General features: G+C 75.7%; 19 protein-coding genes and 1 pseudogene. 2 read left to right on the forward strand and 18 right to left on the reverse strand.

Features of this window, described 5'->3' with window-relative positions:
• From ACP4J0_RS15825 to ACP4J0_RS15845, 5 genes are all read right to left on the reverse strand, one after another.
• On the reverse strand, positions 1–1288 hold a 1288-nt coding region (locus ACP4J0_RS15825; RefSeq protein ID WP_426599309.1), incomplete at its 3' end, for an ALF repeat-containing protein.
• Positions 1289–1556: 268 nt separating this feature from the next.
• Positions 1557–2042, reverse strand: a complete 486-nt coding sequence (locus ACP4J0_RS15830; protein WP_426599310.1) for a hypothetical protein — start codon at positions 2040–2042, stop codon at positions 1557–1559.
• Between the two features lie 215 nt (positions 2043–2257).
• Positions 2258–3865 carry an AMP-binding protein gene (locus ACP4J0_RS15835; protein ID WP_426599311.1) on the reverse strand — a complete coding sequence of 536 codons (1608 nt, stop codon included), beginning with the start codon at positions 3863–3865 and terminating at the stop codon, positions 2258–2260.
• Entirely contained in the window at positions 3862–5535 is a 1674-nt protein-coding gene (locus ACP4J0_RS15840; RefSeq protein ID WP_426599312.1) for an AMP-binding protein, read from the reverse strand. Before ACP4J0_RS15840 ends, ACP4J0_RS15835 begins: the two co-directional genes overlap by 4 nt.
• A 211-nt stretch (positions 5536–5746) precedes the next feature.
• Positions 5747–9553, reverse strand: a complete 3807-nt coding sequence (locus ACP4J0_RS15845) for a WD40 repeat domain-containing protein (protein ID WP_426599313.1) — start codon at positions 9551–9553, stop codon at positions 5747–5749.
• A 383-nt stretch (positions 9554–9936) separates the two neighbouring features.
• Here ACP4J0_RS15845 and ACP4J0_RS15850 point away from each other — a divergent pair, with 383 nt between their 5' ends.
• The gene (locus tag ACP4J0_RS15850; protein ID WP_426599314.1) at positions 9937–10317 is read left to right on the forward strand and encodes a hypothetical protein; all 381 of its coding nucleotides are present in this window, start codon (positions 9937–9939) and stop codon (positions 10315–10317) included.
• 173 nt (positions 10318–10490) lie between these two features.
• Entirely contained in the window at positions 10491–11408 is a 918-nt protein-coding gene (locus ACP4J0_RS15855) for a polysaccharide pyruvyl transferase family protein (protein WP_426599453.1), read from the forward strand.
• A gap of 90 nt (positions 11409–11498) precedes the next feature.
• Here the strand turns inward: ACP4J0_RS15855 and ACP4J0_RS15860 are convergent, their stop codons facing one another.
• The 13 genes and pseudogenes from ACP4J0_RS15860 to ACP4J0_RS15920 all read right to left on the reverse strand — a co-directional run bounded on the left by ACP4J0_RS15860 (position 11499) and on the right by ACP4J0_RS15920 (position 24726).
• A complete protein-coding gene (locus ACP4J0_RS15860; protein ID WP_426599315.1) occupies positions 11499–11648 on the reverse strand; it encodes a hypothetical protein in 150 nt (49 codons plus the stop codon).
• On the reverse strand, positions 11614–12246 hold the full coding sequence (locus tag ACP4J0_RS15865; protein WP_426599316.1) for an AAA family ATPase: 633 nt from the start codon (positions 12244–12246) through the stop codon (positions 11614–11616). Before ACP4J0_RS15865 ends, ACP4J0_RS15860 begins: the two co-directional genes overlap by 35 nt.
• 223 nt (positions 12247–12469) lie before the next feature.
• On the reverse strand, positions 12470–13366 hold the full coding sequence (locus tag ACP4J0_RS15870) for a glycosyltransferase family 2 protein (protein WP_426599317.1): 897 nt from the start codon (positions 13364–13366) through the stop codon (positions 12470–12472).
• Positions 13363–14298 carry a glycosyltransferase family 2 protein gene (locus ACP4J0_RS15875; protein WP_426599318.1) on the reverse strand — a complete coding sequence of 312 codons (936 nt, stop codon included), beginning with the start codon at positions 14296–14298 and terminating at the stop codon, positions 13363–13365. The genes ACP4J0_RS15870 and ACP4J0_RS15875 overlap by 4 nt, the downstream gene beginning before the upstream one ends.
• Entirely contained in the window at positions 14295–15518 is a 1224-nt protein-coding gene (locus ACP4J0_RS15880) for a glycosyltransferase family 9 protein (RefSeq protein ID WP_426599454.1), read from the reverse strand. Before ACP4J0_RS15880 ends, ACP4J0_RS15875 begins: the two co-directional genes overlap by 4 nt.
• 413 nt (positions 15519–15931) lie before the next feature.
• Positions 15932–17302: a D-glycero-beta-D-manno-heptose 1-phosphate adenylyltransferase gene (gene rfaE2, locus ACP4J0_RS15885; RefSeq protein ID WP_426599455.1), complete on the reverse strand. Its 1371-nt coding sequence runs from the start codon at positions 17300–17302 to the stop codon at positions 15932–15934.
• Positions 17303–17316: 14 nt separating this feature from the next.
• The gene (locus tag ACP4J0_RS15890) at positions 17317–17943 is read right to left on the reverse strand and encodes a D-sedoheptulose-7-phosphate isomerase (RefSeq protein WP_426599319.1); all 627 of its coding nucleotides are present in this window, start codon (positions 17941–17943) and stop codon (positions 17317–17319) included.
• On the reverse strand, positions 17943–19160 hold the full coding sequence (locus tag ACP4J0_RS15895) for a glycosyltransferase family 4 protein (RefSeq protein ID WP_426599320.1): 1218 nt from the start codon (positions 19158–19160) through the stop codon (positions 17943–17945). Before ACP4J0_RS15895 ends, ACP4J0_RS15890 begins: the two co-directional genes overlap by 1 nt.
• Complete coding sequence (locus tag ACP4J0_RS15900) at positions 19157–20110, reverse strand: glycosyltransferase (protein WP_426599321.1); 954 nt, start codon at positions 20108–20110, stop codon at positions 19157–19159. The genes ACP4J0_RS15895 and ACP4J0_RS15900 overlap by 4 nt, the downstream gene beginning before the upstream one ends.
• Positions 20107–21096, reverse strand: a complete 990-nt coding sequence (locus ACP4J0_RS15905) for a glycosyltransferase family 9 protein (protein WP_426599322.1) — start codon at positions 21094–21096, stop codon at positions 20107–20109. Before ACP4J0_RS15905 ends, ACP4J0_RS15900 begins: the two co-directional genes overlap by 4 nt.
• Before the next feature lie 392 nt (positions 21097–21488).
• A pseudogene (locus ACP4J0_RS15910) lies at positions 21489–22064 on the reverse strand (D-glycero-alpha-D-manno-heptose-1,7-bisphosphate 7-phosphatase); the annotation flags it as partial.
• Positions 22061–23095, reverse strand: coding sequence for a glycosyltransferase family 2 protein (locus tag ACP4J0_RS15915; protein ID WP_426599323.1), 1035 nt, complete (start codon positions 23093–23095; stop codon positions 22061–22063). The pseudogene ACP4J0_RS15910 and the gene ACP4J0_RS15915, both read right to left, overlap by 4 nt.
• Positions 23092–24726, reverse strand: a complete 1635-nt coding sequence (locus ACP4J0_RS15920; RefSeq protein ID WP_426599324.1) for a carbamoyltransferase family protein — start codon at positions 24724–24726, stop codon at positions 23092–23094. Before ACP4J0_RS15920 ends, ACP4J0_RS15915 begins: the two co-directional genes overlap by 4 nt.
• Positions 24727–24868: the final 142 nt, after the last annotated feature.

The raw sequence follows: 24868 nt of genomic DNA on the forward strand, positions 1-24868 counted from the left end.
CGCCGGCCGCGGTGGCCGAGGCGTTGGCCGCGACCGCGGCGTCCCGCGCGGCGGCGGCGGCCGAGTTGCCGGCCACGACGGACTGGGCGGAGGCGATCCTCGCCTGGTCGGCAGCCGCGGCGGCCGACCGCGCCTTCGCGGCCGCGTTGCGGGCAGCGACGGCCGCGTCCTTCGCGGCGGCCGTCTTCGCAGCGTCCTTGGAGGCGGCCATGGCGGCCTGGTAGGCCGTGGAGGCGGCGCGTGCGGCCGTGGCCGCGGCGGACGTCGCCGCATGGGCGGCCCAGGCGGCCTTGCGGGCCGCGGTCTGTGCGGCGTAGGAAGCGGAGATGGCGGTCGCCGCCGCGTTGGCCGCGCCCTTGGCGGCGCTGGCCGCCTTGCGGGCCGCGGCCGCGGACCTGGCTACGTCCTCCTTCGCGGCCTGAGCCTCGGCGGCGGCCTCCAGCGCGGCCTTCTTGGCCTCGGCGGCGGCCTTCTTCGCCTTGTCCGACTCTTCCTTGGCCTTCGCCGTCGACAACTCGGCACGCGAGGACTGACGTGCGGTCACGGCGACAAGCTGCTCGATGGACGCGGCCTCCTCGTCGCGCGCCCGGGCTATGTTCTGACCGATCTCCAGGAACCAGCGGATGGCTTCGGCGCCGCCGTCCTCCAGCGCGCGCTGCGCGTACGTGGTCAGCTCGGGTCCGGCGCCGCCGAGGAGCTTGAAGACCTCGGCGGTTTCGTCTTCCAGGCGCGCGGTGAACTGCGTCTCGGTGATGAACTTCAGCAGGGCGTCACCGGAGCCGTCGTTCAGCGCGGTGTCGGCGGCGGCCTTGACGCTCCTGCCGCCCAGTCCCTTCAGCGTGAAGGTGAGGGCACTCATGTCCTCCTTCTGCGCCGCCTCGTACCCACCGGCGAGGAAGGCCTCGATCGCCGCGTCTCCGGCGGTCAGCGCGTCGGAGACGGCGGCCGTGGTGCCCTTGCCGGCCAGGGAGAGCGACCTGAAGAGGGCCACGCGGTTGTCCTCGGCGACCGTGGCAGGCAGCTTCGTGGCGACGAACTCCTCGACCTCCGCGTCGGTGCCGACGAGAGCGACGGCCGCGGCTGCCTTGGTCGCCTTGCCGCCGGTCTGCCACGCGGTCACGGCTCGCGCGCGGGCTGTGTCCGGAAGTGACGGCAGGTTGGGGGCGTCACCCGAGGCGACCGTCGCGGCGAAGGCGCGGGCGGTGGCGGCCAAGGGGAGAGCCGCGGCCGCCGTCGTGGCGGCGGCCACGCTCAGGACCCGGCGTCTGCTCCAGTACGTCGTGTTCAAGGATCGACTCCCGATCGTTTGGCAGCCGACAGCATCCGGGCACGGCAGGGACGCCGCCGGCGGTGAATGGGAAATGCGGGCTGCGGGACTGACGCGACGGCGCGACGGCGCGACGGCGCGACGGGCCCAGAAAGGACGGGCCCGGCGCACGGCGCGCAGAGGCCCTGGTCGGTCTCGTCCGGACGGCGTTCGGACAGGCACGGCCCGCTGTGACCGGATCACCGGCCGACAACGGCGTCCCGTCAGGACGACTGCGGGGCGGCGCCGCCTACTTGCTGGTGGTGATCTCCAGAAGCATGTGGTCCCGGCCCTCGGGATCTGCGGTCTCGCCCACGTTCGTGAGCGTGCCGGCGGGGACGTCGTAGTGCGACTCTTCGTCGTCGACGGTCATCTTCACGTCGGCGGACTGGTCCGCGGCACCCTTGATGCCGTAGACGGCGGGGATCTCCACGCTGAGGTAGCCACTGTTCCCGGTGACACGGAAGCAGACGTGCTCCGCGCGGTAGCGCACCCACAGCTCCATCAGGCCCTCTTCGCTGCCGCACTCGGCGAGCACGATGTGTCCGTCGCCCCGCTTGAGGACGATGCCCTGTTCCTGCTGGATCCTGTCGGCTCCGGGATAGTTGAAATCTTCGACGGCGTAACCGGGGGCCTCGTCCGCGACGGGCGTGGCCACGGACGGCGACGGCTCGGCCGAGAAGGAGACGGAGGCGGACCAGGCGACGGCGGCCGCCGTCGCCAGACAGACAGCCACACCTGTGCGAGCGATAAGTCTCACAGAACGTCCTCACTACGCAGACACCTCCGGAGGGATGCCTGAATCCGCTGGCACGGCGAACCCGGAACGCACCCCCCACACGGCGCCTTGGGCTTATCAACTAGCCTTATCCAAACAACAGTTCACGTACCTGTCCACCAGATCAAACTGGCTTATCACGGAGATCGGCGGGCGAACCTGGACCTTGCGCCTCACACTCCGTACCGCTGCCGCAGCTCCACCTTGCGCACCTTGCCCGAGACGGTCATCGGGAAGGAGTCGAGGATCTGGAGGCGGCTGGGCACCTTGTAGTGGGCCAGCCGGTCCGCGCAGTAGGCGCGCAGTTCCTCCAGGGTGAGCGGGTCGGCCGGGTCGCGCGGGATGACGCAGGCGAGGACCTCCTCGCCGTAGCGCTCGTGCGGTACGCCGACCACCTGGACGTCCGCGATCTTCGGGTGGGCGTAGAGGAACTCCTCGACCTCGCGCGGGTAGATGTTCTCGCCGCCCCGGATGATCATGTCCTTGATGCGGCCGACGATCTCGACATAGCCGTCCTCGCGCATCAACGCCAGGTCCCCGGTGTGCATCCAGCGGCCCTCGTCGATGGCCTCGGCGGTCTTCCGGGGCTCGTCCCAGTAGCCGAGCATCACGCTGTAACCGCGGGTGCGCAGTTCACCGGTTTCGCCGCGCGGCACGGTCACGCCGGTCACCGGGTCGACGACCTTGACCTCGATGTGGGGCAGGACGCGGCCGACGGTGCCGGTGCGGTGTTCGAGGTCGTCGTCCATCCGGGTCTGGAGGGAGACCGGGGAGGTCTCGGTCATGCCGTAGCAGATGGAGACCTCCTCCATGTGCATCTCGGCGACCACCCGCTTCATGACCTCCACCGGGCAGGGCGAGCCCGCCATGATGCCGGTGCGCAGGGACGTGAGGTCGTACGAGGCGAAGTCGGGGTGGTTCAGCTCCGCGATGAACATGGTCGGGACGCCGTAGAGGGACGTGCACCGCTCCCGCTGCACCGCCTCCAGCGTGGCGGCCGGCTCGAAGGAGGGGCCGGGGATGACGATGCAGGCGGCGTGGGAGGTGGCCCCCAGATTGCCCATGACCATGCCAAAACAGTGATAGAAGGGCACGGGCAGACACACCCGGTCCTGCTCCGTGTAGCCGACCGTACGGCCCACCCAGTAGCCGTTGTTGAGGATGTTGTGGTGGGAGAGGGTGGCGCCCTTCGGGAAGCCGGTCGTCCCCGAGGTGTACTGGATGTTGACCGGGTCGTCGCAGCTCAGCTCGGCTGCGGCGGCCCTCAGCCGGTCCACGGGCACCGAGGCGGCGCCCGCCGTCAGCGCGTCCCAGGACGGGTCGCCGATGTAGACGGTCTCCCGCAGCGCGGGGCACCGGCCGCGGACCTCTTCCACGATCGCCCGGTAGTCGCTGCCCTTGTGGGCGAGGGACGCGACGAGCACGGTGACGCCGGACTGCTTGAGGACGTACTCCAACTCGTGCGCGCGGTAGGCGGGGTTGACGTTCACCATGATGGCGCCGACGCGGGCGGTGGCGTACTGGACGAGGACCCACTCGGGGCAGTTGACCGCCCAGATGCCGACCCGGTCGCCCTTGGCGACGCCCTTCGCCAGCAGTCCGCGCGCCACCTCGTCGACGTCCGCGCCGAACTCGGCGTAGGTCCAGCGCCGTCCGGACGGTACGTCGACCAGGGCCTCGCGGTCCGGGTGGGCGGCGATCACGCGGTCGAGGTCGGCGCCGATGGTGTCGCCGAGGAGCGGGGTGGTGCTGGTGCCGTGGGCGTAGGAAAGCGCGGTCACCGGAAGTCCTCCTCGCGGTACTCGTCCTGGGAACCGGCCGCCGTGGCCTCGCGCAGTTCGATGCGGCGGATCTTGCCGGAGACGGTCTTGGGCAGCTCGCCGAACTCCAGGCGGCGGACGCGCTTGTAGGGGGCGAGGGTCTGGCGGGAGTGCTCGAAGAGCACCTTCGCGGTGTCGGGGCCCGGCTCCCAGCCCGCCGCCAGCACGATGTACGCCTTCGGCACGGCCAGGCGCAGCTCGTCCGGGGCCGGCACGACCGCGGCCTCGGCGACCGCCTCGTGCTCCAGCAGCGCGCTCTCCAGCTCGAAGGGGCTGATCTTGTAGTCGCTGGCCTTGAAGACGTCGTCGGCGCGGCCGACGTAGGTGAGGTATCCGTCGGCGTCGCGGGCGCCGATGTCGCCGGTGCGGTAGTAGCCGCCGGCCATCGCCTCCGCCGTGCGGTCGGGGTCGCCGTGGTAGCCGGTCATCAGGCCGACGGGGCGCTCCGACAGGTCCAGGGCGATCTCGCCCTCGGTGGCGCCGGGCGCGCCGGTGACCGGGTCGAGGAGTTCGACGCGGTAGCCGGGGCTGGGGCGGCCCATCGAGCCGGTCTTCAGGACCTGGCCGGGGCTGTTGGAGACCTGGACGGCGGTCTCGGTCTGGCCGAAGCCGTCCCGGATGGTCCTGCCCCACACGCGGCGGACCTGTTCGATCACCTCGGGGTTCAGCGGCTCACCGGCGGCGACGACCTCGCGCGGCGGGGTGGCGAGCTGCGTCAGGTCGGCCTGGATGAGCATGCGCCACACGGTCGGCGGGGCGCAGAAGGTGGTCACCCGGGCCCTGTCCATCTCGGCCATCAGCCGGGCCGCGTCGAACCGGGTGTAGTTGTACAGGAAGACGGTCGCCTCGGCGTTCCACGGCGCGAACAGGTTCGACCAGGCGTGCTTGGCCCAGCCGGGTGAGGAGATGTTCAGGTGGACGTCGCCGGGCTTCAGGCCGATCCAGTACATGGTCGCCAGGTGCCCGACGGGGTACGACACGTGGGTGTGCTCGACCAGTTTGGGGCGGGCGGTGGTGCCCGAGGTGAAGTACAGCATCAGCGGGTCGTCGGCGGCGGTGGGCCCGTCGGGGGTGAAGGCGTCGGAGGCCGTGTACGCGTCCTCGTAGGGCCGCCATCCGGGCTCCGTCGTGCCGCCGACGGCGATGCGCGTGTAGTCGCCGGGCACGCCGGTGAACTTGGCGGTGTCCTCGGCGCGCACGATGACGTGGCTCACCCGGCCGCGGTCGACGCGGTCGCGCAGGTCGGCGGGGCCGAGCAGCGGGGTGGCGGGGATGACGACGGCGCGCAGCTTCATGGCCGCGAGGGCCGTCTCCCACAGCTCCGTCTGGTTGCCGAGCATGACGAGGACGCGGTCCTGCGGGCCGACGCCCCACTCGCGCAGCCGGTTCGCCACCCGGTTGGAGCGGGCGGACATCTCGGCGAAGGAGACCCGGGCCTCGGTGCCGTCCTCCTCGACGATGTGCAGCGCCGTGCGCGTGTTGCCGTCGGCGACGACGTCGAACCAGTCCAGCGCCCAGTTGAAGTGCTCGGGCCGGGGCCACGTGAATCCCTCGTGGGCGGCGGTGTAGTCCTCGCGGTGTTCCAGCAGGAAGTCCCGTGCGCTGCGGAACAGCTCCGTGGCCGTCGTCATGTGTCCTCCTCTGTGCCGGACCTTGCCGGGCGGCTCCGTGCCATCCTGCAGCCCGTGGCACAGGTCTCACTACCACTTCCCGAAGGCCGGGTGGAAGTGATGCGCCGTGGCGGCGGAGCTCGTGGGCCCGGCGAGCCCGCCGGGTGAGCGGGACGGCCGTTCCGCCGGCCGGGAGCGGTCGGCTTCGCGGAGGGCCGGCCGAGGGCTGTCCTCACGTGTCCCGGCAGGTGCGCCGGAAGGCGAGCCGCGGGAGGAGTTCGTGCCAGGTGGCCGGGGTGAGGTCGCCGCCGGTGCGGGCGCAGATGTGCCGGACCGTCCTTGCCGTGTCGAGCGTCCACAGCCGGGCCGTGAGGTCGTGGCTCGCGGAGGCGAGGGTGTCGCCGTCGGGGCTGAAGGCGACCGAGGTGACGGTCTCCAGATGGCCGGTGAGTTCGTGGCCGAAGGGCTCGGCGCGGGCCGGGTCCGCGACGTTCCACAGGCGTACCGCGTGGTCCTCGCCGCCGCTCGCGAGGGTGCGGCCGTCCGGGGTGAAGGCCACGGAGGTGACACCGCCGCGGTGCCCGGTCAGTTCCTCGCCCAGCGGGCGGGCCCGGCCGGGGGCCGTGACGTCCCACAGCCGTACCGTGCGGTCCCGGCCGCCGGTGGCGAGGGTGTCGCCGTCCGGGGAGAACGCCACCGAGTTCACCCAGTCCCCGTGGGCGGTGAGGGGTTCGCCCGCGGGACGGGCCCGGTCGGGGTCGCTCACGTCCCACAGCCGGGCCGTCCTGTCCTGGCTGCCGGTGGCGAGGGTGCGCCCGTCCGGCGCGAAGGCCACGGAGGTGATCCAGTCCGTGTGGGCGGTCAGGGGCTCGCCGACGGGGCGTACGTCGTCCCGGTCGCGCACGTCCCACAGCCGGACCCTGCCGTCCGCGCCGCCGGTGGCCAGGGTGCGGCCGTCCGGGGCGAAGGCGACGGTGAGGACACCGCCCGGGTGGGCGTCCGGGAGGGTGCCCACGGGGGTGGGATGCGTCGGGGCGGAGACGTCCCACAGCCGTACGGTGCCGTCCTCGGCGCCGGCGGCGACCGTGCGGCCGTCCGGGGCGAAGGCCACGGTCAGTACGGGGGCCTCGTGGCCGGTGAGGTGGCGCGGCAGCGGGCGGGGGCGGCCCGGGCGGCGGACGTCCCAGAGCCGGACCAGGGCGTCGTCGGTGCTGGCGGCGGCGAACAGGCGGCCGTTTCGGCCGTACGCCACGGAGGTGAGCGGGTTGGTGAAGTCGGTCAGGACGTTCTCCGGCAGATGCCAGACGCGGACGCCGCGGTCGGCGCCGGTGGTGGCGAGGGTGCGGCCGTCGGGGGCGAACGCCAGGTCCCACAGGCCTTCCGTGTGCCCGGTCAGCGGCTCGCCGATCTGCTGCGGGTACGCGGGGTTGGCCACGTTCCACAGGACCACGGTGTCGTCGTGTCCGGCGGTGGCCAGCGTGTGTCCGTCGGGGCTGAACGCCACGGCCCACACGGCGGCGGTGTGCGTGGTGAGCGGGTCGCCCAGCGGGGTCGGGCCGCCCGGTGCGGACACCTCCCACAGGCGCACCGTGTCGTCGTAGCCGGCGGTGGCCAGGGTCCGGCCGTCCGGGGAGAACGCCACCGACCAGACCGCCTCCTCGTGTGCGCGCCCCGGCTCGCCGAGCGGCCTCATCCCGTCGTCGCCGGCCAGCCTCCACAGCCGTACGGTCCCGGTGTAGCCGGCGGTGGCGAGGGTGCGGCCGTCCGGGGCGAAGGCGACGTCGCGGACGCTGCGGGCGTCGGCGCGGGCGGGTTCGCCGAGCGGTGCGGGCCCGGCCGGGTCGCCCACGTCCCACAGGCGGACGGTGCCGTCGTCGCCGGCGGTGGCCAGAGTGCCGCCGTCCGGCGCGAAGGCGACGGCGACGACGGTCTCCCCGTCGTGGCTCACCAGGGGCCGGCCGACGGGCCGTGGCCGCTCGCGTTCGCGTGCGTCCCAGAGCCGGACGGCGCCGCCGTGCCCGGCCGCGACCAGCAGGGCGCCGTCGGGTGAGTACGCCACGGCGCCCACCGGTGCACCGGTGATGCGCAGCGGCTCGCCGAGCGGCTCGCCCGCGCCCGCCGCGCCCGGTCCCGCGGTGTCCCACAGCCGGACGGTGCCGTCGTGGCCGCCGCTGGCGAGGGTCTCGCCGTCGGGGGCGAACGCCACCGCGCTGCCGACGCCCTCGTGCCCGGGCAGCCGGGTGGACAGCACCCGGCCCGCGTCCGTGGTGAGCCGGGTCCGCAGCTCGGGGGTGGAGCGCATGCCGAGCGCGGCGACGTCGAGCCGGGCGGTCAGCGCGGTGTTGGTGCCGCGCAGCCGGTCGGCCTCCGCGGTGATCCGGCCGAAGACGGCGTCGTCCCGCTCGGCCTGGGCCGCGGCCCGCGCCCTGAGGGCGACGACGGCGGTGCCCGAGGCGACCAGCACCAGCAGGGCGAGGGCGGCCGACAGGCCGCGCCGGAGCCGTACCGCGCGCCGCCGCCGTCCGAGCGAGGCGGCCAGGAACTCGCGTTCCACCGGGGTGAGTTCCGCACGGCGATGGTCGCGCGGGAAGGCGTCGTGGGCGGCGGACAGGCGCGAGCCCGCGTAGAGCGCGGCGCTCTCCCTGCCCAGGGTCAGCCAGGTGCGGGCCGCTTCGGACAGCGCCCGGTGGACGCGCAGCCGGTCGCGTTCGGCGTCGATCCAGCCGCGCAGCCGCGGCCAGGCCGTGATGAGCGCCTCGTGGGCCAGTTCGACGGTGCCGTCGTCGAGGGTGAGCAGCCGGGCCCGGACCAGCCGGTCCAGCACGGCACGGGTGCCGTCGGGGTCGCCGAGGTCGAGTTCCGCGTGCTCGGCGGGCCGCCGAGTGTCGGGGGTGCCGTCGCCCGGCGCGACGAGCCGCAGCAGGACGCGTCGGGCCAGGTCGGCCTGGGGGGCGGTGAGTTCGCCGTACGCCTCCTCGGCGGTACGGACGACGGCGCCGCGCAGCTGCCCGGCCGCCTCGTACGCGGACTCGGTCAGGGTCCGGCCGGTGCGGTGCCGCCAGGTCTCCAGCAACGCGTGCGACATCAGCGGCAGTCCGCCCGGCGCGTTCTCCACCTCGTCGAGCAGCCGTGCGGTCAGGGCGCGTTCGACGACCAGTCCTGCCGCGGCGGCCGGCCGGACGACGGCCTCCCTCAGCTCCTCCCGGCACATCGGGCCGACGAGCAGCGTGGCGTCCTGCGACGCCGCGGTGAGGCCGGGGTGTTCGGCGCACCGCCCCAGGAAGTCGGCGCGTACGGCGATCACCACCCGCAGTGAGCTGCCGGGTGCGGTGGCGGCGAGCAGCCGGTCGACGAACGCGTTCCGCTCGTCCGGGTCCGCGCAGAGGGTGTACAGCTCTTCGAACTGGTCGACGATCAGCCAGGTGTCCGCGTCCGTGTCCGGGACGGGGGTCAGCCGGCCGGCGTGGGTGCGCGACGGGTCGGGGCCGGGAGTGAGGATGCGTACGGCCGCTGGGGCCGCGGGTGCGTCCGGACCGTCCCCCGGCGCGCGCAGGCGGGGGATCAGGCCGGCCCGCAGCAGGGAGGACTTGCCGCTGCCGGAGGGGCCGAAGACGGCGGTGAAGCGGTGCCGGCGGGTCAGGTCGGCCAGCCGGTCCACGAGCCGGTCGCGCCCGAAGAAGAGGGCGGCGTCGTCCGGTTCGTACCGTGTCAGGCCCCGGTACGGCGGCCGGGCGCCCTCGTCCGCTGCGGCGAGGGCGGCGGCCTCCGCGCTCGCCTCGCGCCAGCGCCGCTCCCACTCCCGCGGGTCGCCGCCGCAGACGTCGACGTAGGCGAGGGTCACCGCGAGGGTGGGGAGCTGCCGGCCGGCCGCCGCCTGCGACAGGGCGGTCACCGAGAACGGGACCTTCTCCGCCATCGTCCGGTACGTCGGGCGCCCCACCGACTCCCGCAGGGCGCGCAGTTCCGCGGCGAACCGCTGCACCGGTCCGGCCCCCGGGTCGAGCCGTCGCTCCCGGCGTCCCACTCCGCGTCCGCTCACGTGTCCCCGCCCGCCCCGTCGCCGCTCGTCGCTCTCGGTTTCCGTACGGGCGCCCACGGTAGGGAGCCGCCGGACGGGGCGGCAACCGGACAGATGTTCAACGGGGGTGGCGCACGGGGAGTTCACGGTGTCTTCACCGCGGTTCCGCATGGCTCCGCGCCGTTCCGTGCCGTGCCGTTCCGTGCCGTGCCGTGTCCATGGGCCTCACCGTGTCGTTCCGCGTTGTTCAGTGCCGCGTCCGGGCTGCTGAACAATGGTGTGCCGCGGTGGAATCGGTGGCCGGGGGAGTGCGGGACGGCGCGACCGCCGTGTCCGTCGCGGTCGCGCCGCCCCGCACCCGTTTCGCCCCGCTTCGGGGAAAGGCACACGAAGGAAGTGAACCAATGACTCCCGGCATCCTCCGCCGACCGACGAGCGTCACCCTGGCCGTGGTCCTGCTGGTGCTGGGGACGCTGACCGCGGCCGTCGCGGGAACAACCGATCAGCACGCGGGGCAGACCCTGATGCCCGCCCTGTGGCTCGCCTGTGTCTGGTTCGCGGTACGAGCGGGCCGCGGGCGGCGGATCGCCCGTACCACGGCCGCCTGTCTGACCGTGCTGACCCTGCTGCTCGCGGCCCCGTTCGCGCTCGTCGACCCACTGTACGGCGGCCTCATCCTCCTGGTGGCCGCCGTTCTCGCGATCCCGGGGCTGTTCCTGCTGTACGCGCCCGCCGCCGAGGCGTACGTCCGCTCGCGGCAGGGCGACGCGAGGCGCGAGCCATGACCCACCCGCCGTACGAGCCGGAGCACGCCGCGTTCGAGTCTCCCGGCCCGGGGATCCGCCCCCACCGCCGCGCGGGAGCCCCGGGAGCCCGATCCGCTCGCCGGGGGGCGGGACGGTGGACCTGACCGGCCACCGGTGATTGCCGCGGCGGCGTCGGGGCACCCGTGCGCACTGTGCACGGACGAGACAGGATCCTGGTGACCGGCTGGTTCAGCTTCCTGCACGGGGAGGCGACCGCCGGGGACGTGCTGGCGCTGCGGCGGGTGGAGGAGGTGCTGCGCGGCGCGGGGCTCGCCTACGACGTCGTGTGGAGCCCCGGGTTCCGGGCGGACGGGCGGCACTTCGCGGACGTGGACCCGGCGGCGTACTCCCGGCTGGTCTTCGTGTGCGGCCCGGCACACGGGCCGCAGGTCGAGGAGGTGCACCGGCGGTTCGCGCACTGCGTGCGGATCGCCGTCGGCGTCTCCGTCGTCGACCCGGAGTCCCCGGCCGTGACCGGCTTCCACCAGGTGCTGGCCCGGGACGCCGCCGGCGCGGCGCCGACCCCGGACCTCGCGGCCCGCGCACCCGCGCTGCCCGCCCGGCCGGTCGTCGGGGTGGTCCTCACCCACGGGCAGCACGAGTACGGGGGACAGCGGCGGCACGAGGAGGTCGCCGCGGGGCTGACGCGCTGGCTGGCCGGCAAGGACTGCGCCCGGCTGGAGCTGGAGACGCGGCTCGACGCACACGACTGGCGGCTGTGCGGCACGCCGGCCCAGCTGGAGGCCGTACTGGCCCGGCTGGACCTGGTCGTCACCGACCGGCTGCACGGACTGGTCCTGGCGCTGCGGGCCGGGACGCCCGCGCTGGCGGTGGACCCGGTCGCGGGCGGTGCCAAGGTGACGGCGCAGGCGCGCGCCTGCGGCTGGCCGGCGCTGGTGGCCGCCGAACGGCTGGAGGAGGGCGTGCTGGACCGGTGGTGGGACTGGTGCCTGACCGACGGACGGGAGGAGGCCGGGCGGACCGGCGCCGGGTTCCGGTCGGCCCGGCCGCTCCCGGACGCCGCGGACGCGCTGGTGGCGGCGCTGGGGGCGGGGGCGGCCCGCCGGTAGGGGCCCGCCCCGCCGTGGCGCCGGCCCGGCCCGGGCGGCCGCAGCCGGGCGGGAGCAGGCCTGGCGGGAACGGGCCGGGCGGCGCGGGCATCAGGATGTGCGCCACCAGCTCCTTCGTCTCGTACCCGTCGTGAGTGCGGCCTGGGCTGCTGCGAGGTTGTCGCGGCTGGTGAGGGTGTGGGGGTGATCGGGTCCGAGGAGCCGTTCACGGTCGACGAGCGCACCTCGGTGCAACTCCACCGCTTCCTCGAAACGACCGAGGCCGCACAAGGCGTTCGCGAGGTCGCTGCGGCTGCCGACCGAGCCCGAGGAGCTGGGCGACACGGGTGAGGTCGTCGGCGAGCCGGGCGCGGTCGTCCTGCCAGCGCACCCAGAACACCGCCTGCCCCGCCTGCTCGGCTTGGCGGGCGGCTTCGGCGGCGAGTGTGGTCTTGCCCAAGCCGCCCGCCCCGCACACCACTGCCAGCCCGCCCCCGCCCTCCCGGGTGAGCCGGCGCAGCGTGGCGATCTCCTGGTCCCGGCCGCGTACGGGGGTCTGCGGCCGAGGCGGCTGGTAGGAGGAATGCCGGGCCGCGGTGGAGATCCAGGCACGGCCGGTCCCCGCCCCTCCCGTCGGCGCCTCCGCGTCCGCAGGGGTGCGGAGGGGGAAGAGGGAGACCAGCAGGCTGATCAGGCCGACCACGCCTCCGACGACGCCGGAGGTCTGATCCGCCTTGTCCAGCCCGAAGCGGGTGGCCGCCCAGACGACCACTCCCACCACACCGGCCGGCAGCAGCGCCAGCATCAGGCGCCCCGGCACCGACCGCCACCGCCCCGTACGCCATCCTGTCGCCACCACTCGGCCCCCCTTCGGTCCCCTCTCGGCCCCTCCTTGCGACCGGAGCATCACCCAAGGCCGGTTGCGCCCGGGCCCCGATCGGTACTTCGGTACGCAGCCGTGACCACGCAGCCGTGGCCACCCGACCGGCAGACCGGCAGACCGGCAAGGTGACGTTGGAGTGGCGGGCCGACCCCGCGTCCCCTCGGCGCGGAGTCGGCCGGTGTGGTGGTGGGCGGGGGCGTCAGCCCGTGTAGCTGCGGGCGGTCGAGTCGCGCTGGGCGGGTTCCAGTGAGCGCAGGCGGGCCTCGACCTCCGGCGGCAGCACCCGGCGTTCGCGCAGTACCCACGGCAGGGCGGCCGTGGCCTCGGCGAAGGCGCGCAGGGACGCGGTGTCGCGCGGGACGGTGCGGGCCAGGTGGAGGGTGCGGCGCAGGGCCGGGCCGGCCGGGCGGCGCAGCCAGGTGAACCACAGGGTGTTGCGGATGCCGTGGGCCCGGCGCAGCGTCGCGTCCCGGACGACCGAAGGGTGGTGGTGGATCGTCAGGTCGTCGGCGTACGTCAGCCACCAGCCGTTCGCCGCCAGGTCGGCGGCGAGCAGCTCCTCCTCGCCGCCCAGCCACAGCCGGGGGTGGAAGCCGCCCGCGGCCCGGAAGGCGTCGGTGCGCAGTACGGTCGCGGCGGCCAGGAAGGACCCGAGGGCCGGTCCGGGGAGCCAGTCGGGGCGGGGTACGGGCGAGTCGCGCAGTTCTTCGACGATCGGGTCCTCGGTGCCGTCGGGTTCGACGACGATGCGGGCGGTGACCGAGCCGACCGCCGGGTGCCGGTCGAGCAGGTCGGCGGCCCCGGACAGGGAGCCCGGCGCCCACCAGGAGTCGTCGTCGCAGAAGGCGACGTAGGGCGTGGTGACCTGACGCACCGCCAGGTTGCGGCCGACGGCACCGAGGTTGCGGCCGGGGCGCAGGAGCCGTACGTCCGGGTGGTGGCGGGCGACCGCGGAGGCGGTGCCGTCGGTGGAGGCGTTGTCGGTAACGATCACCGGGGGTTTCTCGGGGAGTTCGGCGAGGCGGTCCAGGGTGCGCAGGAGTTCGGGGCACCGGTTGTGGGTGATGACGACGACGGTGGTCCGGGTGTCGGTCATGAGGTCGCTCCGCTCGCCGTGTCCAGGAGGCGGGCGGCGCGCTCCACGTGCGGGGGCAGGGGCCTGCGGGCGCGCAGGGCGGCGGGCAGGCGGGTGAGCGTCTCGCGCAGGGCGCGCCGGGCGTGCGGGTCGTGGCGGGCGTCGGCGGCGAGGGCGCGGGTGCGGGCGAGGGCGTACGGGAGGGGGCGGCGGAGCCAGGCGGTGAGGAGTTCGTTGCGGCGTACGACGGCCGGGCGGTCGGTGCGGGGGCCGGGGTGCGGGTGGTGGTGGGCGACCACGTCGGGGCAGTGCGTGACGCCCCAGCCGCGGGCGGCGAGGTCGTAGGCGAGGAGGGTCTCCTCGGCGCCGAAGAAGAGCAGCGGGTGGTAGCCGCCGGCGTCGAGGTAGGACGTGCGGCGGGCGACGGCGGCGCAGCCGAGGTAGCCGAGGACCTGGGTGCCGGGCAGGTCGGTGGCCGGGCCGAGGGGGGAGGCGGCGAGCAGGTCGTTGAGGGGGTCCGCGGCGTCGTCGGGGCCGACGAGGGTGCGGGCGGCGAGCAGGCCGAGCCGGGGGTGTTCGTCGAAGTGCCGGGCGGCGGTGGCGAGAGCGCCGGGTGCCCACCAGGAGTCGTCGTCGCTGAACGCCACGTACGGGGTGTCGAGGGCGCGGACGCCGTGGGTGCGGGCGAGGGCGCCGCGGTTGAACGGCAGGGCGAGCAGGCGGACCTTCGGGAAGTCGCGGGCCAGCATGGCGCGGGTGTCGTCGGTGGAGGCGTTGTCGACGACGAGGACCTCGGGGCGTTCGGGCAGGGCGAGCAGGTGGCGCACGGTGACGGCGAGGCTCGCGGAGCGGTTGCGGGTGGCGATGACGACGCCGACGGGGGCGGGCCGGGTGGGGTCGGCGTGGGAGTGTTCGCGGGTGGTCGACGGGCCGCGGTTCGTGGCGTGGTTCATGGTGCCTCTTCCAGGGCGTCCAGTGCGTCGAGGGCTGCCAGGACGTCGTCGGTGGTGATCCGCAGCAGCGCGGGGTCGGGCTGGTGGCCGTGCGGGTCGCCGTGGTCGCCGTGGTCGCCGTCCGGGCCCGGGTGCCACAGGGTGCGGTGCCGGGGATGGTCCGGCGGGCCCCAGCGGCTGGGCGGGACCGGGCCGAACAGGGTGACGGAGGGCGTGGCGTGGGCGACGGCGAGGTGGGCGATGCCGGTGTCGCCGCTGACGACGGCGCGTGCTTCGGCCACCAGGGCGGAGAGCCGGTCGTGGGGCAGGCCGCCGCCGAACACGTCCGTGTCGGGCAGGTGGGCGAGCTTGGCCAGCCTGGCCACCAGGTCGGCCTCGTCCGCTCCCCCGGTGACGACGGCCCGGCGTCCCCGTGCGCGCAGCGCCTCGGCGACGGCCGCGTACCGTTCCACGGGCCAGCAGCGGGACGGGGCGCCGGCGCCGGGGTGCAGGACGACGGCGCCGGGGGCGGGGGACGGTACGTCAGGACGCGGCAGCCGCAGGTCGGCCGGGTCGGCGTCGATGCCGTACGCCCGCAGCAGCCGGCACCACCGGTCACGCTCGTGCTCGTCGGCGTACCAGGGCGGCCCGTCGACCTCCGGCGTCCCGGGGTGCGCGAACGCCAGCAGCCTCAGCGGGCGCAGGCCCGTCAGCAGGCGGTGGCTGGGCGGCCCGTTGCCGTGCAGGTCGACGGCGACGTCGGGGGGCGGGCCGGTCCAGTCGAGGGTGCGCGGGACCTCACGGCCGGGCTCGGCGGCGGGCAGCAGCCGGTCCACGGCACCGGTGGCCGCGACGACGGGCGCCAGCTCGGCGGGGGTCGCCAGCACCAGCTCGTGCCCGGGGTACGCGCGGCGCAGCGCGCGCAGCGCGGGCACCCCGGCCAGCAGGTCACCGAGCCCGAGGGCACGCAGAACGAGCAGTCGGGGGCGCGCCCGCCCACCGCCCTCGTGCCGCCCCGCGTCCGAGGCGGCGTACGCGGCGCCGGCGTCGGGCGGGTGCGCCATCGCGGCGGACGGCGGATGCACGGGGTCGCCCGTCACGGGCCCACCGGCGGACGCGGGAGGCCCCGACCCGCCCGCCCCGGCACGTCCGGCGGACACCGCCCGCGTCCCCTCCCCCGGCACCGCACCGCCCGTGGACGGCCCTGTCCCCCGGCCCACAGACGGCCCGCCGGGCGCCATCCCACCGCGCGCCGGGCCGACGGCCACCGGACCCACGTCGGGCGGGTGCGCCATCCCGGCGGACGGCGGATGCACGGGGTCGCCCGTCACGGGCCCACCGGCGGACGACCCTGTCCCCCGGCCCGCAGACGGCCCGCCGGGCGCCATCCCACCGCGCGCCGGGCCGACGGCCACCGGACCCGCGTCGGGCGGGTGCGCCATCCCGGCGGACGGCGGATGCACGGGGTCGCCCGTCACCGGGCCGCCGGCCGAGGCCGGGGGTGCGGTGCCGTGCGTCGGCGGGCGACCGGCAGACGGCGGGCGACCGGCAGACGGCGGGCGACCGGCAGACAGTGGGCGACCGGCAGACAGTGGGCGACCGGTGGACAGTGGGGCCGTGGCTCGGCCGCGCTCCGTGGCCGGGGTGCCGTGCGTCATCGCACCCCCTCGGCGGCGCGGGCCATCAGGGCCGTGGAGGAGCGGCCGTCCAGGTAGGGCAGGAGGACGGCCTGGCCGCCCCACTCCTGGAGGAGGCCGGCCTCGGGGAGGTCCGCGCCCGCGTAGTCGCCGCCCTTGACCCAGACGTCGGGGCGCAGGTCGCCGAGGAGGCGTTCGGGGGTGTCCTCGTCGAAGACGGCGACGGCGTCGACGCAGGCGAGGGCGCGCAGGACGCGGACGCGGTCGGCGAGGGGGTTGACGGGGCGGCCGTCGCCCTTGCGTCGCCGGACGGAGGCGTCGGAGTTGACGCAGACGACCAGGCAGTCGCCGAGCCGCCGGGCGGCCTGGAGGAGGCCGACGTGGCCGGCGTGCAGCAGGTCGAAACAGCCGCCCGCGGCGACCACCGTGCCGTGCTGGGCGCGGACGCGGGCGGCCAGGGAGTGCGGATCGTCGGTGTCGGGCGGCGAGGAGGACGGCGGGCCGGAGTCCGCGGGGGGCAGGGCGCCCGCTCCGCCCGCCGCGACGAACGCCGTCGCGGCGGCCACGGCGCCCTCGACGGCCTCCCCCACCAGCGCCCCGTCGGCGAGCAGCCCGGCGGCGGTGGCGGCGAACCGGTCGCCCGCGCCACAGGAGTCGCCGTGGTGGGCGGTGGGCGCGGGGACGAGCAGGGGGTGTTCGCCGTAGGAGAGGAGGGCGCCGCGCGAGCCGAGGGTCACCGTCACCGCGGCGACCCGCCAGTCCCGTACGAGGGCGGCGGCGTCGAGCGCGGCGGCGCGCAGGCCGCCCGGGGAGTGCCCGTTCCGGGGCGCGAAGCCGTGCGCCTCCTTCTCGGCCGGTGTCACCAGCCGGGTGCCGGGAACCGGCGGGCCTCCGCGCGGGTGCGGGTCCCAGACCAGCGGCGGGCGGGCGGCCAGTACGTCCCGCAGGGTGTCCGCGGTGCCGCGGCCGTAGTCGGAGACCAGGACGGCGCGGGCGGAGCGCAGCGCGGCACGGGCCTCGTCGGTGGCCGCGCGGGCCCGGCCGCCGCCGCGGTCGAGGCGGACGACGGGGCGGTCCTGCGCCAGGACGCGGGTCTTCTCGGGCAAGGTGCCGGTCAGCGGGAGCGGGATCAGGGTCAGCCAGGGGGCGAGGAGTTCGCGCAGGGCCGTGCTCGCCGGGTCGTCGCCCGCGCCCGTGATCAGGGTGACCTCGCGGCCGTCGCGGGCGGCGAGGTACGCTGCGAGCGCGGCGCCGCCCGGACGTACGCGTTCGGCGCACTCCGACACGACCGGAACCGGCGCGTCGGGCGCCAGCCGGTCGGCGGAGCCGGTCAGGTCGCGGTCCAGCAGGGCGTCGCCGACCACGACCAGGGGCGTCCTGTCAGCCATAGCCATGCGTCCCGTCACCTCCGCGTTCCCTTGCCGCGTGCTCCCGGTGCGCCTCGTGCGCCCCGTACGCCTCGTTCCAGTGCGGCGTCGAAGGCCGCGCAGATCATGTGCACGGCGACCAGGTGGATCTCCTGCACGGTGGCCGCCGAGGGGGCCGCCACGCACAGCGACTCGTCGCTGCCCGCCATGAGCGGGTTGGGCTCGCAGCCGGTGAGCGCCCACACGCGTACCCCGGCCGCGCGGGCGGCGTCGGCCGCGGAGAGCAGGTTGGCGCTGGCGCCGCTGGTGGACAGCAGCATCAGGACGTCGCCCGCGCGGCCGTGGGCGCGGACCTGGCGGGCGAAGACCTCGTCGACGCCGTAGTCGTTGGCGATGGCGGTGGTGGAGGAGGTGTCGGCGTGCAGGGCGATGGCGGAGAACGGCGGGCGGTCGTCGCGGTAGCGGCCGACGAGTTCGGCGGTCAGGTGCTGCGCCTGGGCGGCGCTGCCGCCGTTGCCGGCGGCCAGCAGCCGGCCGCCGCCGGAGAGGACGGCGGCGAGCCGCGAGCCCCAGCGCTCGGTGATGTGCGCGGAGGCGCGGAACACTCCCAGCGCCTCCTGGAGTTCGTCGCAGTGCCCGACGACGGGCGGGGTCACGGTCATCACGCCACCTCCTTCGACAGTGCGTGGTCGGCGAGGGTCAGGCGGTACACCTGTTCCGCGCCGTCGGCGACCCGCGCCCAGGTGTAGTGCCGCAGGACGCGGTCGCGGCCGTTCCTGCCGTACTGGCGGCGCAGCCGTTCGTCGGCGAGGAGTTCACGGCAGGCGTCCGCGATGGCCTCGGGGTCCTGCGGGGGGACCAGCCGGCCGGTGGTCCCGTCGGCCACGGAGTCGCGGTGACCGCCGACGTCGGTGGCGAGGACCGGCACGCCGCACGCCATCGCCTCCAGCGGCACGATGCCGAAGGGTTCGTAGACCGGGGTGCACAGCACCAGGTCGGCGCTGCGGAGCAGGGCGGGCATGTCCTCGGGGTCGATGGCGCCGAGCAGCCGGACCCGGTCGGCGACGCCGGTGCGGCGGGCGAGCGCGGTCAGGCGCTGTGCCTCCGGGTCGGCGTCGAGTCCGCCGGCCGGCGGTCCGCCCGCGACGAGGAGTTCGGCGTCGGGGATCCGGGCCAGGGCGCGGATGGCCTGGTCGTAGCCCTTGCGGGGCACGAGCCGGCCGCAGGCGAGCAGCCGGTGCCGCTCCGTGCGGGCGGGGGTGCGGCCGGTGTCGGCGGTGGGGTGGAAGTGCTCGGCGTCCACGCCGCAGGGGACGACGGACACCTGCCGGGGCGGTACGCCCATGTCGCCGAGTTCGACGACCTCGTCCGTGCAGGTGGCCAGGACCCTTTCGCAGGCGCGGCCGAGCTGCCGTTCGATGCCGATGCGCTCGTACGGGCTGGTGTCCCGCATGCCCTGGTGGCGCCGCTTGACGGTGCCCAGGGCATGGAAGGTCTGCACGAGGGGGATGCCGTGGGGCCGGGCGCCGATCCGGGAGGCCATGCCGGACATCCAGAAGTGGGCGTGCACCACGTCCGGTGTCTCCCGCGCCCAGGCGCGGGCCAGGTGGGCGCCGAAGGCGGGCATGTGCGGGAACAGTTCGTCCTTGGGCACGGCCGCGGGTGGTCCGGCCGGCACGTGCTCGACGACCGCGCCGCCGGGCAGCGGCACCCGGTCGGGCAGAGCGGTGGCGTCCCGGCGGGTGTAGACCGTGACGTCGTGGCCGCGCTTGGCCAACTCCTCGGTGAGACGGGCCACGTAGACGTTCTGTCCACCGGCGTCGACGCCGCCGAGCGCGGCGAGCGGGCTCGCGTGCTCGGACACCATGGCGATCCTCATCGGGTCACCTCCTTCAGCAGCCGCTCCCAGTCGTCCAGGAAGCGGGACAGCCCGTAGCGGGACAGGGCCGCCGCACGGGCCCCGTCGCCGACGGTCCGCGCGTGCAGCGGGTCGGCGAGGAAGTCGCGTACGGCGTCGGTCAGTACGTCGATGCGGTTGGAGACCACCCCGGCGCCCGGGGGGACGGCCTCGGTGACCTCGGTGGTGGCGAGGGCGACCACGGGCATGCCCAGGTGCATGGCCTCCAGGAGGGACAGTCCGAGGGAGGTCCAGCGGACGGGGTGGACGTAGACGCGGCGGCGGACCAGTTCGGTGTGCAGGTCGCCCTGGGGGACGTCCCGCGTGCGGCAGCGGTCGGGGTCGACGCCGATGTGCTCGGCGAGTCCCTCGGTGCGCATGCCGAAGACGTCGAGCGGGGCGGCGCGGGAGAAGGCGGGGAGCAGGTCGGTTCCGGTCGTACGGCCGCGCCGGATCGGCTCGTTGACGACGACGGCGGCACGGTCCAGCTCGCCGGTCCAGCGGTGGCCGGGGTCGACGATGCCGTGTTCGACGACGGTCGTCGGCGTGGGACCCGCGTCCCACATCAGCCGGTTGAAGTGGGTGACGTGGACGAGGGTGGTGACGTCGGGGAGGTCGGCGGCGGGGTGGCGGGTGTCGGGCACGTCACCGTCGGGGGCGTTGTGCTCCAGGTAGACCAGCGGGGGGCGGCGCCCGAGCCACTGGTCGACCAGGGCGAGTTCGTGGGGGCGCTGGATGATCACGAGGTCGATGTGCTCGTCCCGCAACCGCTCCGGGGGTACTTCCACGACGGAGTCGGGCCAGTCCCAGGTGCGGGCGCGGCCCAGGCCGTCGGGTCCGCGGTCCGGGGTGACGGGGACGAGGTAGGTGTGCGGGCCCTGCACGAAGGCCGTGGTCCACGACCCGTGCACGTGCCAGATGAGGATCCTCATGCCTCCCCCAGGAGTTTCTCGACGGCCGCCGCCACGTCGGTCGCGGTGACGGTGTTCAGGCAGGGGTGGCCGGGGACGGGGCAGTCCCGGGCCCGGCTGCCGGCGCAGGGCGCGTCCTGGTCGCCGAGCAGGACGTACGGGACGCCGTACGGCCGCCAGCGCTCGGCCGGCACGACGGGTGCGAACAGGGACACGACCGGGGTGCCGACGGCGGCGGCGAGGTGGGCGGGCGCGGTGTTGCCGGTGACGACGACGACGGCGCCCGCGAGGACACCGGCCAGTTCCGGGGCCTCGGTGCGGCCGCCGAGGTCGGTGCCGTGCTCGCCCGCGACGTACGCGGTGAGGTCGCGTTCGTCGGGGCCGCCGGTGACCAGCACGCGGTGCCCGGCGGCGGCGAGTTCGCGCACGGCCTCGGCGCCGCGCTCGGGGCTCCAGGCGCGGGCGGGGACGCTGGCGCCCGGGTGGAGGACGACGTAGGGGCCGGGGCCGGTCAGGTCGTCGGTGCGGGGCGGGGTGCGCACCCGCAGGCGTCCGTCGTCGGGCCGCGGGAAGCCCGCCGCCTCGGCGAGGTCCAGCGCCGCCTCGGCCTCGTGGGCGTGCGGGGCGCGCTGGTGGCGCAGGTCGAGGAGGGAGCCGGGGTAGTCGACGCTGTCCGCGGCGATGTGCCGGACACCGGCGAGGCGCAGGACCAGGGCGGTGGGCAGCGGGGACTGGTGGAAGGAGGTGAGGATCAGCGCGGTGTCGGCGTCGATCCGGTCCACGAGCGCGTCGATGTCCGCCCGGCTGACGTCGGGCGGCTGGAACCCGCCCCACGGCGCGTCCCACACCAGCACCTCGTCCACGCCGGGCAGCAGGCGGGCGGCGGGCGCGCCGCGCGACCCGCACAGCAGCGTGACGTGGTCGGCCCGGGCGGCGACGGCCCGTACGGCGGGCCCGGCGAGCAGCACGTCGCCGAAGCTGTCGAGCCGCGTGACGAGCGCCTTCATCGCGGCCTCCCGCGGGTCTCCACGGTGGCCTCGGTCCGCGCGGCCCCAGGCCTGGGGGTGGGGGCCGGCGCCGAGGCGGGGTCGGGGGCGGTCCCGTCGGCGCCGGGGGCGGTCCCGTCGGCGCCAGCGGTCGACGCGGCACCATCCACGCCGCTGGGGGCGGGGGCCGACGCCAAGGCGGGGTCGGGGGCAGTCCCCTCGGCGCCGGCGGCTGACGCGGCACCATCCACGCCCCTGCGCGGCCTCCCACCGGGCCCCACCACGGCACCAGCCCCGGCCGCCCCAGGCCCAGACCCGGAACCGGACGCGGAAGCGGTTCCCTCGGCAGCAGCGGCCGTCGCGGTGCCCCCCACGCCCGTGGCGGGCGCCCCCTCCTGCCGCGTTCCGTCGGCGCCCGACCCGAACGCCGCCTCGACGGGGCGTTCGTCCACGAGGGTCCGGCCCCGGGGCGGGCCGGCGAGTACCGCCCGTACGGCGGTCAGGAGGTCCGGGGCGACGTGGGCCGCGGTGGCCGTCTCCTCCGGGCGGGTCCGCGCGTTGGGGACGAGGATGCCGTGGGCGCCCGCGCGTTCGGCGGCCTCCGTGTCGGCGCCGATGTCGCCGATGACGACGCAGTCGGCGGGGGTGGTGCAGATGCGTCCGGCCGCCCAGAGGACCAGGCCGGGCCGCGGCTTGCGGCAGTGACAGCCGTCGTCGGGGCCGTGCGGGCAGACCGCCCAGACGTCGAACGGGCCGATCAGGTCGTCGATCCGCCGGTTGACGCGGCGGACGTCGGTGTCGCTGACGAGGCCGCGGGCGACGCCGGACTGGTTGGTGACGACGCCGACGCGGATGCCGTGTGCGCGCAGCAGCGCGACCGCTTCCCGGGCGCCCTCGACGGGCCGGACCCGCTCGGGGTCGCCGTTGTAGGGGACGTCGTGGACGAGGGTGCCGTCGCGGTCGAAGAGCACGGCCTTGACGGGGCTCATGCGGCCACCTCCCGCCAGGCGGGGGCGGCACGGTGGCGCCACAGTCCGCTCAGCCGGTGCCAGGTCGCGGCGGGCGGGATGAGCACGCTGGTGACCAGCATGGTCGTGACCTCGTGGCGGGTACGCGGTCCCGGGGCGATGCGGGCCCAGGCGAACTCGGCGGTGCCCGCGGCCCAGCCGAGTCCGGCGAGCGCGGCGGTGCGGGGGCGGCCGGCGGCGGCGAGCGCGAGGGCGGCCACGCCGGCGGCGGTGATCGCCGCGTGGCGCCGGATCCGGCCCTTGGGCGCGACCGCCTTGGCCCACCAGTCGGGGCCGTGCAGCCGCCGCATCAGGGCGTCGTCGGCGTTGCCGCGCTGCTGCTTGAGGGACGCCCAGCGGGAAGCGTCGCGCACGGGGTGGCGGGTGGTGCGGCGGCCGCGCCGGATGCGCCAGCCCGCGTCGAGGACGCGCAGCGCGAGGTCGGCGTCCTCGCGGAAGGCGCGGGTGAAGCGTTCGTCGAAGCCGTCGACCTCCTTGAGCACGTCGGTGCGGTAGGCCATGTCGGCGGTGATCCACTGGGCCCGCGCGAGTCCGGCGGTGCCGCGCTCCCAGTCGGTGGGGCGGCGCTCGCCGGGCAGCGGGACGGCGATGACGCCCTGCACGGCCCCGGTGTCGGGGGCCGCCTCGGCGAGGTCCTGGACGAGTTGGTCGCACCAGTGCGGGCCGACCTGGACGTCGTCGTCGAGGAAGGCGGTCCAGGGCGAGGTGACCGCGCGGAGGCCGGTGTTGCGGGCGGCGGCGGGCCCGCGGCCCCCGCTGCGCAGCACCACCGTGCGCTCGCGCAGGTCGCCGAGGACGCTCAGCGGGTGTTCCAGCGCGCCGGGGTCCGCCTCGGGGTCGGGCCGGTCGTCGACGAGGATGATCTCGTCGGGGCCGGGTCCGGTCGCGGCGGCCAGCGCGGCCAGGCAGTCGGCCAGCGTGTCGCGCACGAGGGTGGGGACGACCACGGCGTAGCCCGTCCCGGGGCCGCCGGTCGCGGGTGTGCCGGTCATGCGAACGCCTTCCCCCGGCGCACCGCGAACGGTCCGATGGCCAGCAGGTCCACGGGTGCGGAGCCGAAGCACTCCAGCGCGTCGCGCGGGTCGTCGACCATGGGCCGCCCGGCGGTGTTGAGGCTGGTGTTGACCACGACGGGCAGCCCGGTGCGTCGTTCGAAGGCGTTCAGCATGCGGGCGACGAGCGGCTCGCGGCGTTCCTCGACGGTCTGGATGCGGGCGGTGCCGTCGACGTGGACGACGGCGGGGATGCGGTCGCGCCAGGCGGGGGCGACGTCGTGCACGAAGAGCATGTACGGGCTGGGGACCGGCCCGGTGAAAATGTCGGCGGCGCGGTCGGCCAGCACCATCGGCGCGACCGGGCGGAACTCCTCGCGGCCCTTGACGTGGTTGAGCCGCTCCAGGTTCTCCGCGCGGCCCGGGTGGGCCATCAGGGAGCGGTGGCCGAGGGCGCGCGGCCCGAACTCGCTGCGGCCCTGGAACCAGGCGACGACCCCGTCCCGGGCGAGTTCCTCGGCGACGGTCTCGGCGATGTCGTCCGGCTCCTCGTAGGGGATCGCGGCCGTCTCCAGCCAGGCGCGGATCTCCTCGTCGCTCCAGCCCCGGCCGAGGTCGGCGCCGGGCATGGGCTCGGGGACGGCGTCCTGCGCGGCCAGGTGCAGGGCGCCGCCGAGGGCCGTGCCCGCGTCGCCGGCGGCGGGCTGCACCCACACGTGCCGGTACGGGCCGCGGGCGGCGATCCTCGAGTTGGCGACGCAGTTCAGCGCGACGCCGCCCGCCATGGTCAGCGCCTCTCCCTGGGCCTCGCGGTGCAGCCAGTGGACGAGTTCGAGGAGCAGTTCCTCCAGTACGGCCTGGGTGCTCGCGGCGAGGTCGGCGTGGTCCTTCGTCCAGTCCTCGCCCTTGGCGCGGGCCGGGGCGAGGGCCGCCCAGTCGACGCCGTGGGCGCGGAAGCCGCCGTCGCCGGTGGCGTGGACGTGCTCGCGCAGGCGGTCGAGGTGGCGGGGGGTGCCGTAGGAGGCGAGGGCCATCACCTTGTACTCGTCGCTGCTGCGCAGGAAGCCGAGGTGCTCGGTGAGTTCCTCGTAGACCAGGCCGAGGGAGTGCGGGAGGGCCTGCGTGGCGAGGGTGTCGAGCTTGCCGTCGCGGTAGCGGCCGGCCAGGTGGGAGGCGGACTCGCCGCGCCCGTCGAGGACGAGGACGTCGTTGTCGGGGTGTGGTGAGGCGGGTCCGGCGGAGGCGGCGTGCGCCACGTGGTGCGGGACGAAGACGACCTGGTCGGGGTCGAGTCCGGGCAGCGCCTCGGCGAGGAACTCGGGGGCGCGGCGGGCGTACTCCAGCCGCAGCGGGTCCCAGGGGTCGTCCAGGCCCATGTCACGGGCGGGCCGGGCGAGCCCCGGGTCGAAGGAGTACGCGACGGCGTCCAGTTCCTCCGGCCGCACCCCGGCGTGCTCCAGACACCACCGTGCCGACAGCTCCGGTACCTCCCACGCGGAGAAGGGCACCGGCCGCTTGCCGTGCTTGCGGCGGCTGAAGCGCTCTTCCTCGGCGGCCGCGACGGTCCGGCCGTCGACGACGAGTGCCGCGGCCGGGTCGTGGAACAGGGCGTTGATACCGAGGATGCGCATGGGGGGTGCTCCGTCCCGGGCGACTACTGGCGTCTCTCTGGGCTCGCGGGTGCCGCACTGCGGCTGACTCAAACACTTGGAGACAACTCGGTTCCGGATATGACCGGACATGTCACCGTCTGTGAGTGTCCGCGGTGGGGGG

It is taken from the genome of Streptomyces sp. WG7 (genome assembly GCF_049975785.1).
Classification (GTDB): Bacteria; Actinomycetota; Actinomycetes; order Streptomycetales; family Streptomycetaceae; genus Streptomyces.

Excerpts from the sequence above, each read along its gene's own strand:
- ACP4J0_RS15840 (WP_426599312.1), bottom strand. The coding sequence starts at position 5,535 with ATGACGACGGCCACGGAGCTGTTCCGCAGCGCACGGGACTTCCTGCTG.
- ACP4J0_RS15850 (WP_426599314.1), top strand. The coding sequence starts at position 9,937 with ATGACTCCCGGCATCCTCCGCCGACCGACGAGCGTCACCCTGGCCGTG.
- ACP4J0_RS15870 (WP_426599317.1), bottom strand. The coding sequence starts at position 13,366 with ATGACCGACACCCGGACCACCGTCGTCGTCATCACCCACAACCGGTGC.
- ACP4J0_RS15875 (WP_426599318.1), bottom strand. The coding sequence starts at position 14,298 with ATGAACCACGCCACGAACCGCGGCCCGTCGACCACCCGCGAACACTCC.
- ACP4J0_RS15880 (WP_426599454.1), bottom strand. The coding sequence starts at position 15,518 with ATGGCGCCCGGCGGGCCGTCTGTGGGCCGGGGGACAGGGCCGTCCACG.
- rfaE2 (WP_426599455.1), bottom strand. The coding sequence starts at position 17,302 with ATGGCTGACAGGACGCCCCTGGTCGTGGTCGGCGACGCCCTGCTGGAC.
- ACP4J0_RS15890 (WP_426599319.1), bottom strand. The coding sequence starts at position 17,943 with ATGACCGTGACCCCGCCCGTCGTCGGGCACTGCGACGAACTCCAGGAG.
- ACP4J0_RS15895 (WP_426599320.1), bottom strand. The coding sequence starts at position 19,160 with ATGAGGATCGCCATGGTGTCCGAGCACGCGAGCCCGCTCGCCGCGCTC.
- ACP4J0_RS15900 (WP_426599321.1), bottom strand. The coding sequence starts at position 20,110 with ATGAGGATCCTCATCTGGCACGTGCACGGGTCGTGGACCACGGCCTTC.
- ACP4J0_RS15905 (WP_426599322.1), bottom strand. The coding sequence starts at position 21,096 with ATGAAGGCGCTCGTCACGCGGCTCGACAGCTTCGGCGACGTGCTGCTC.
- ACP4J0_RS15915 (WP_426599323.1), bottom strand. The coding sequence starts at position 23,095 with ATGACCGGCACACCCGCGACCGGCGGCCCCGGGACGGGCTACGCCGTG.
- ACP4J0_RS15920 (WP_426599324.1), bottom strand. The coding sequence starts at position 24,726 with ATGCGCATCCTCGGTATCAACGCCCTGTTCCACGACCCGGCCGCGGCA.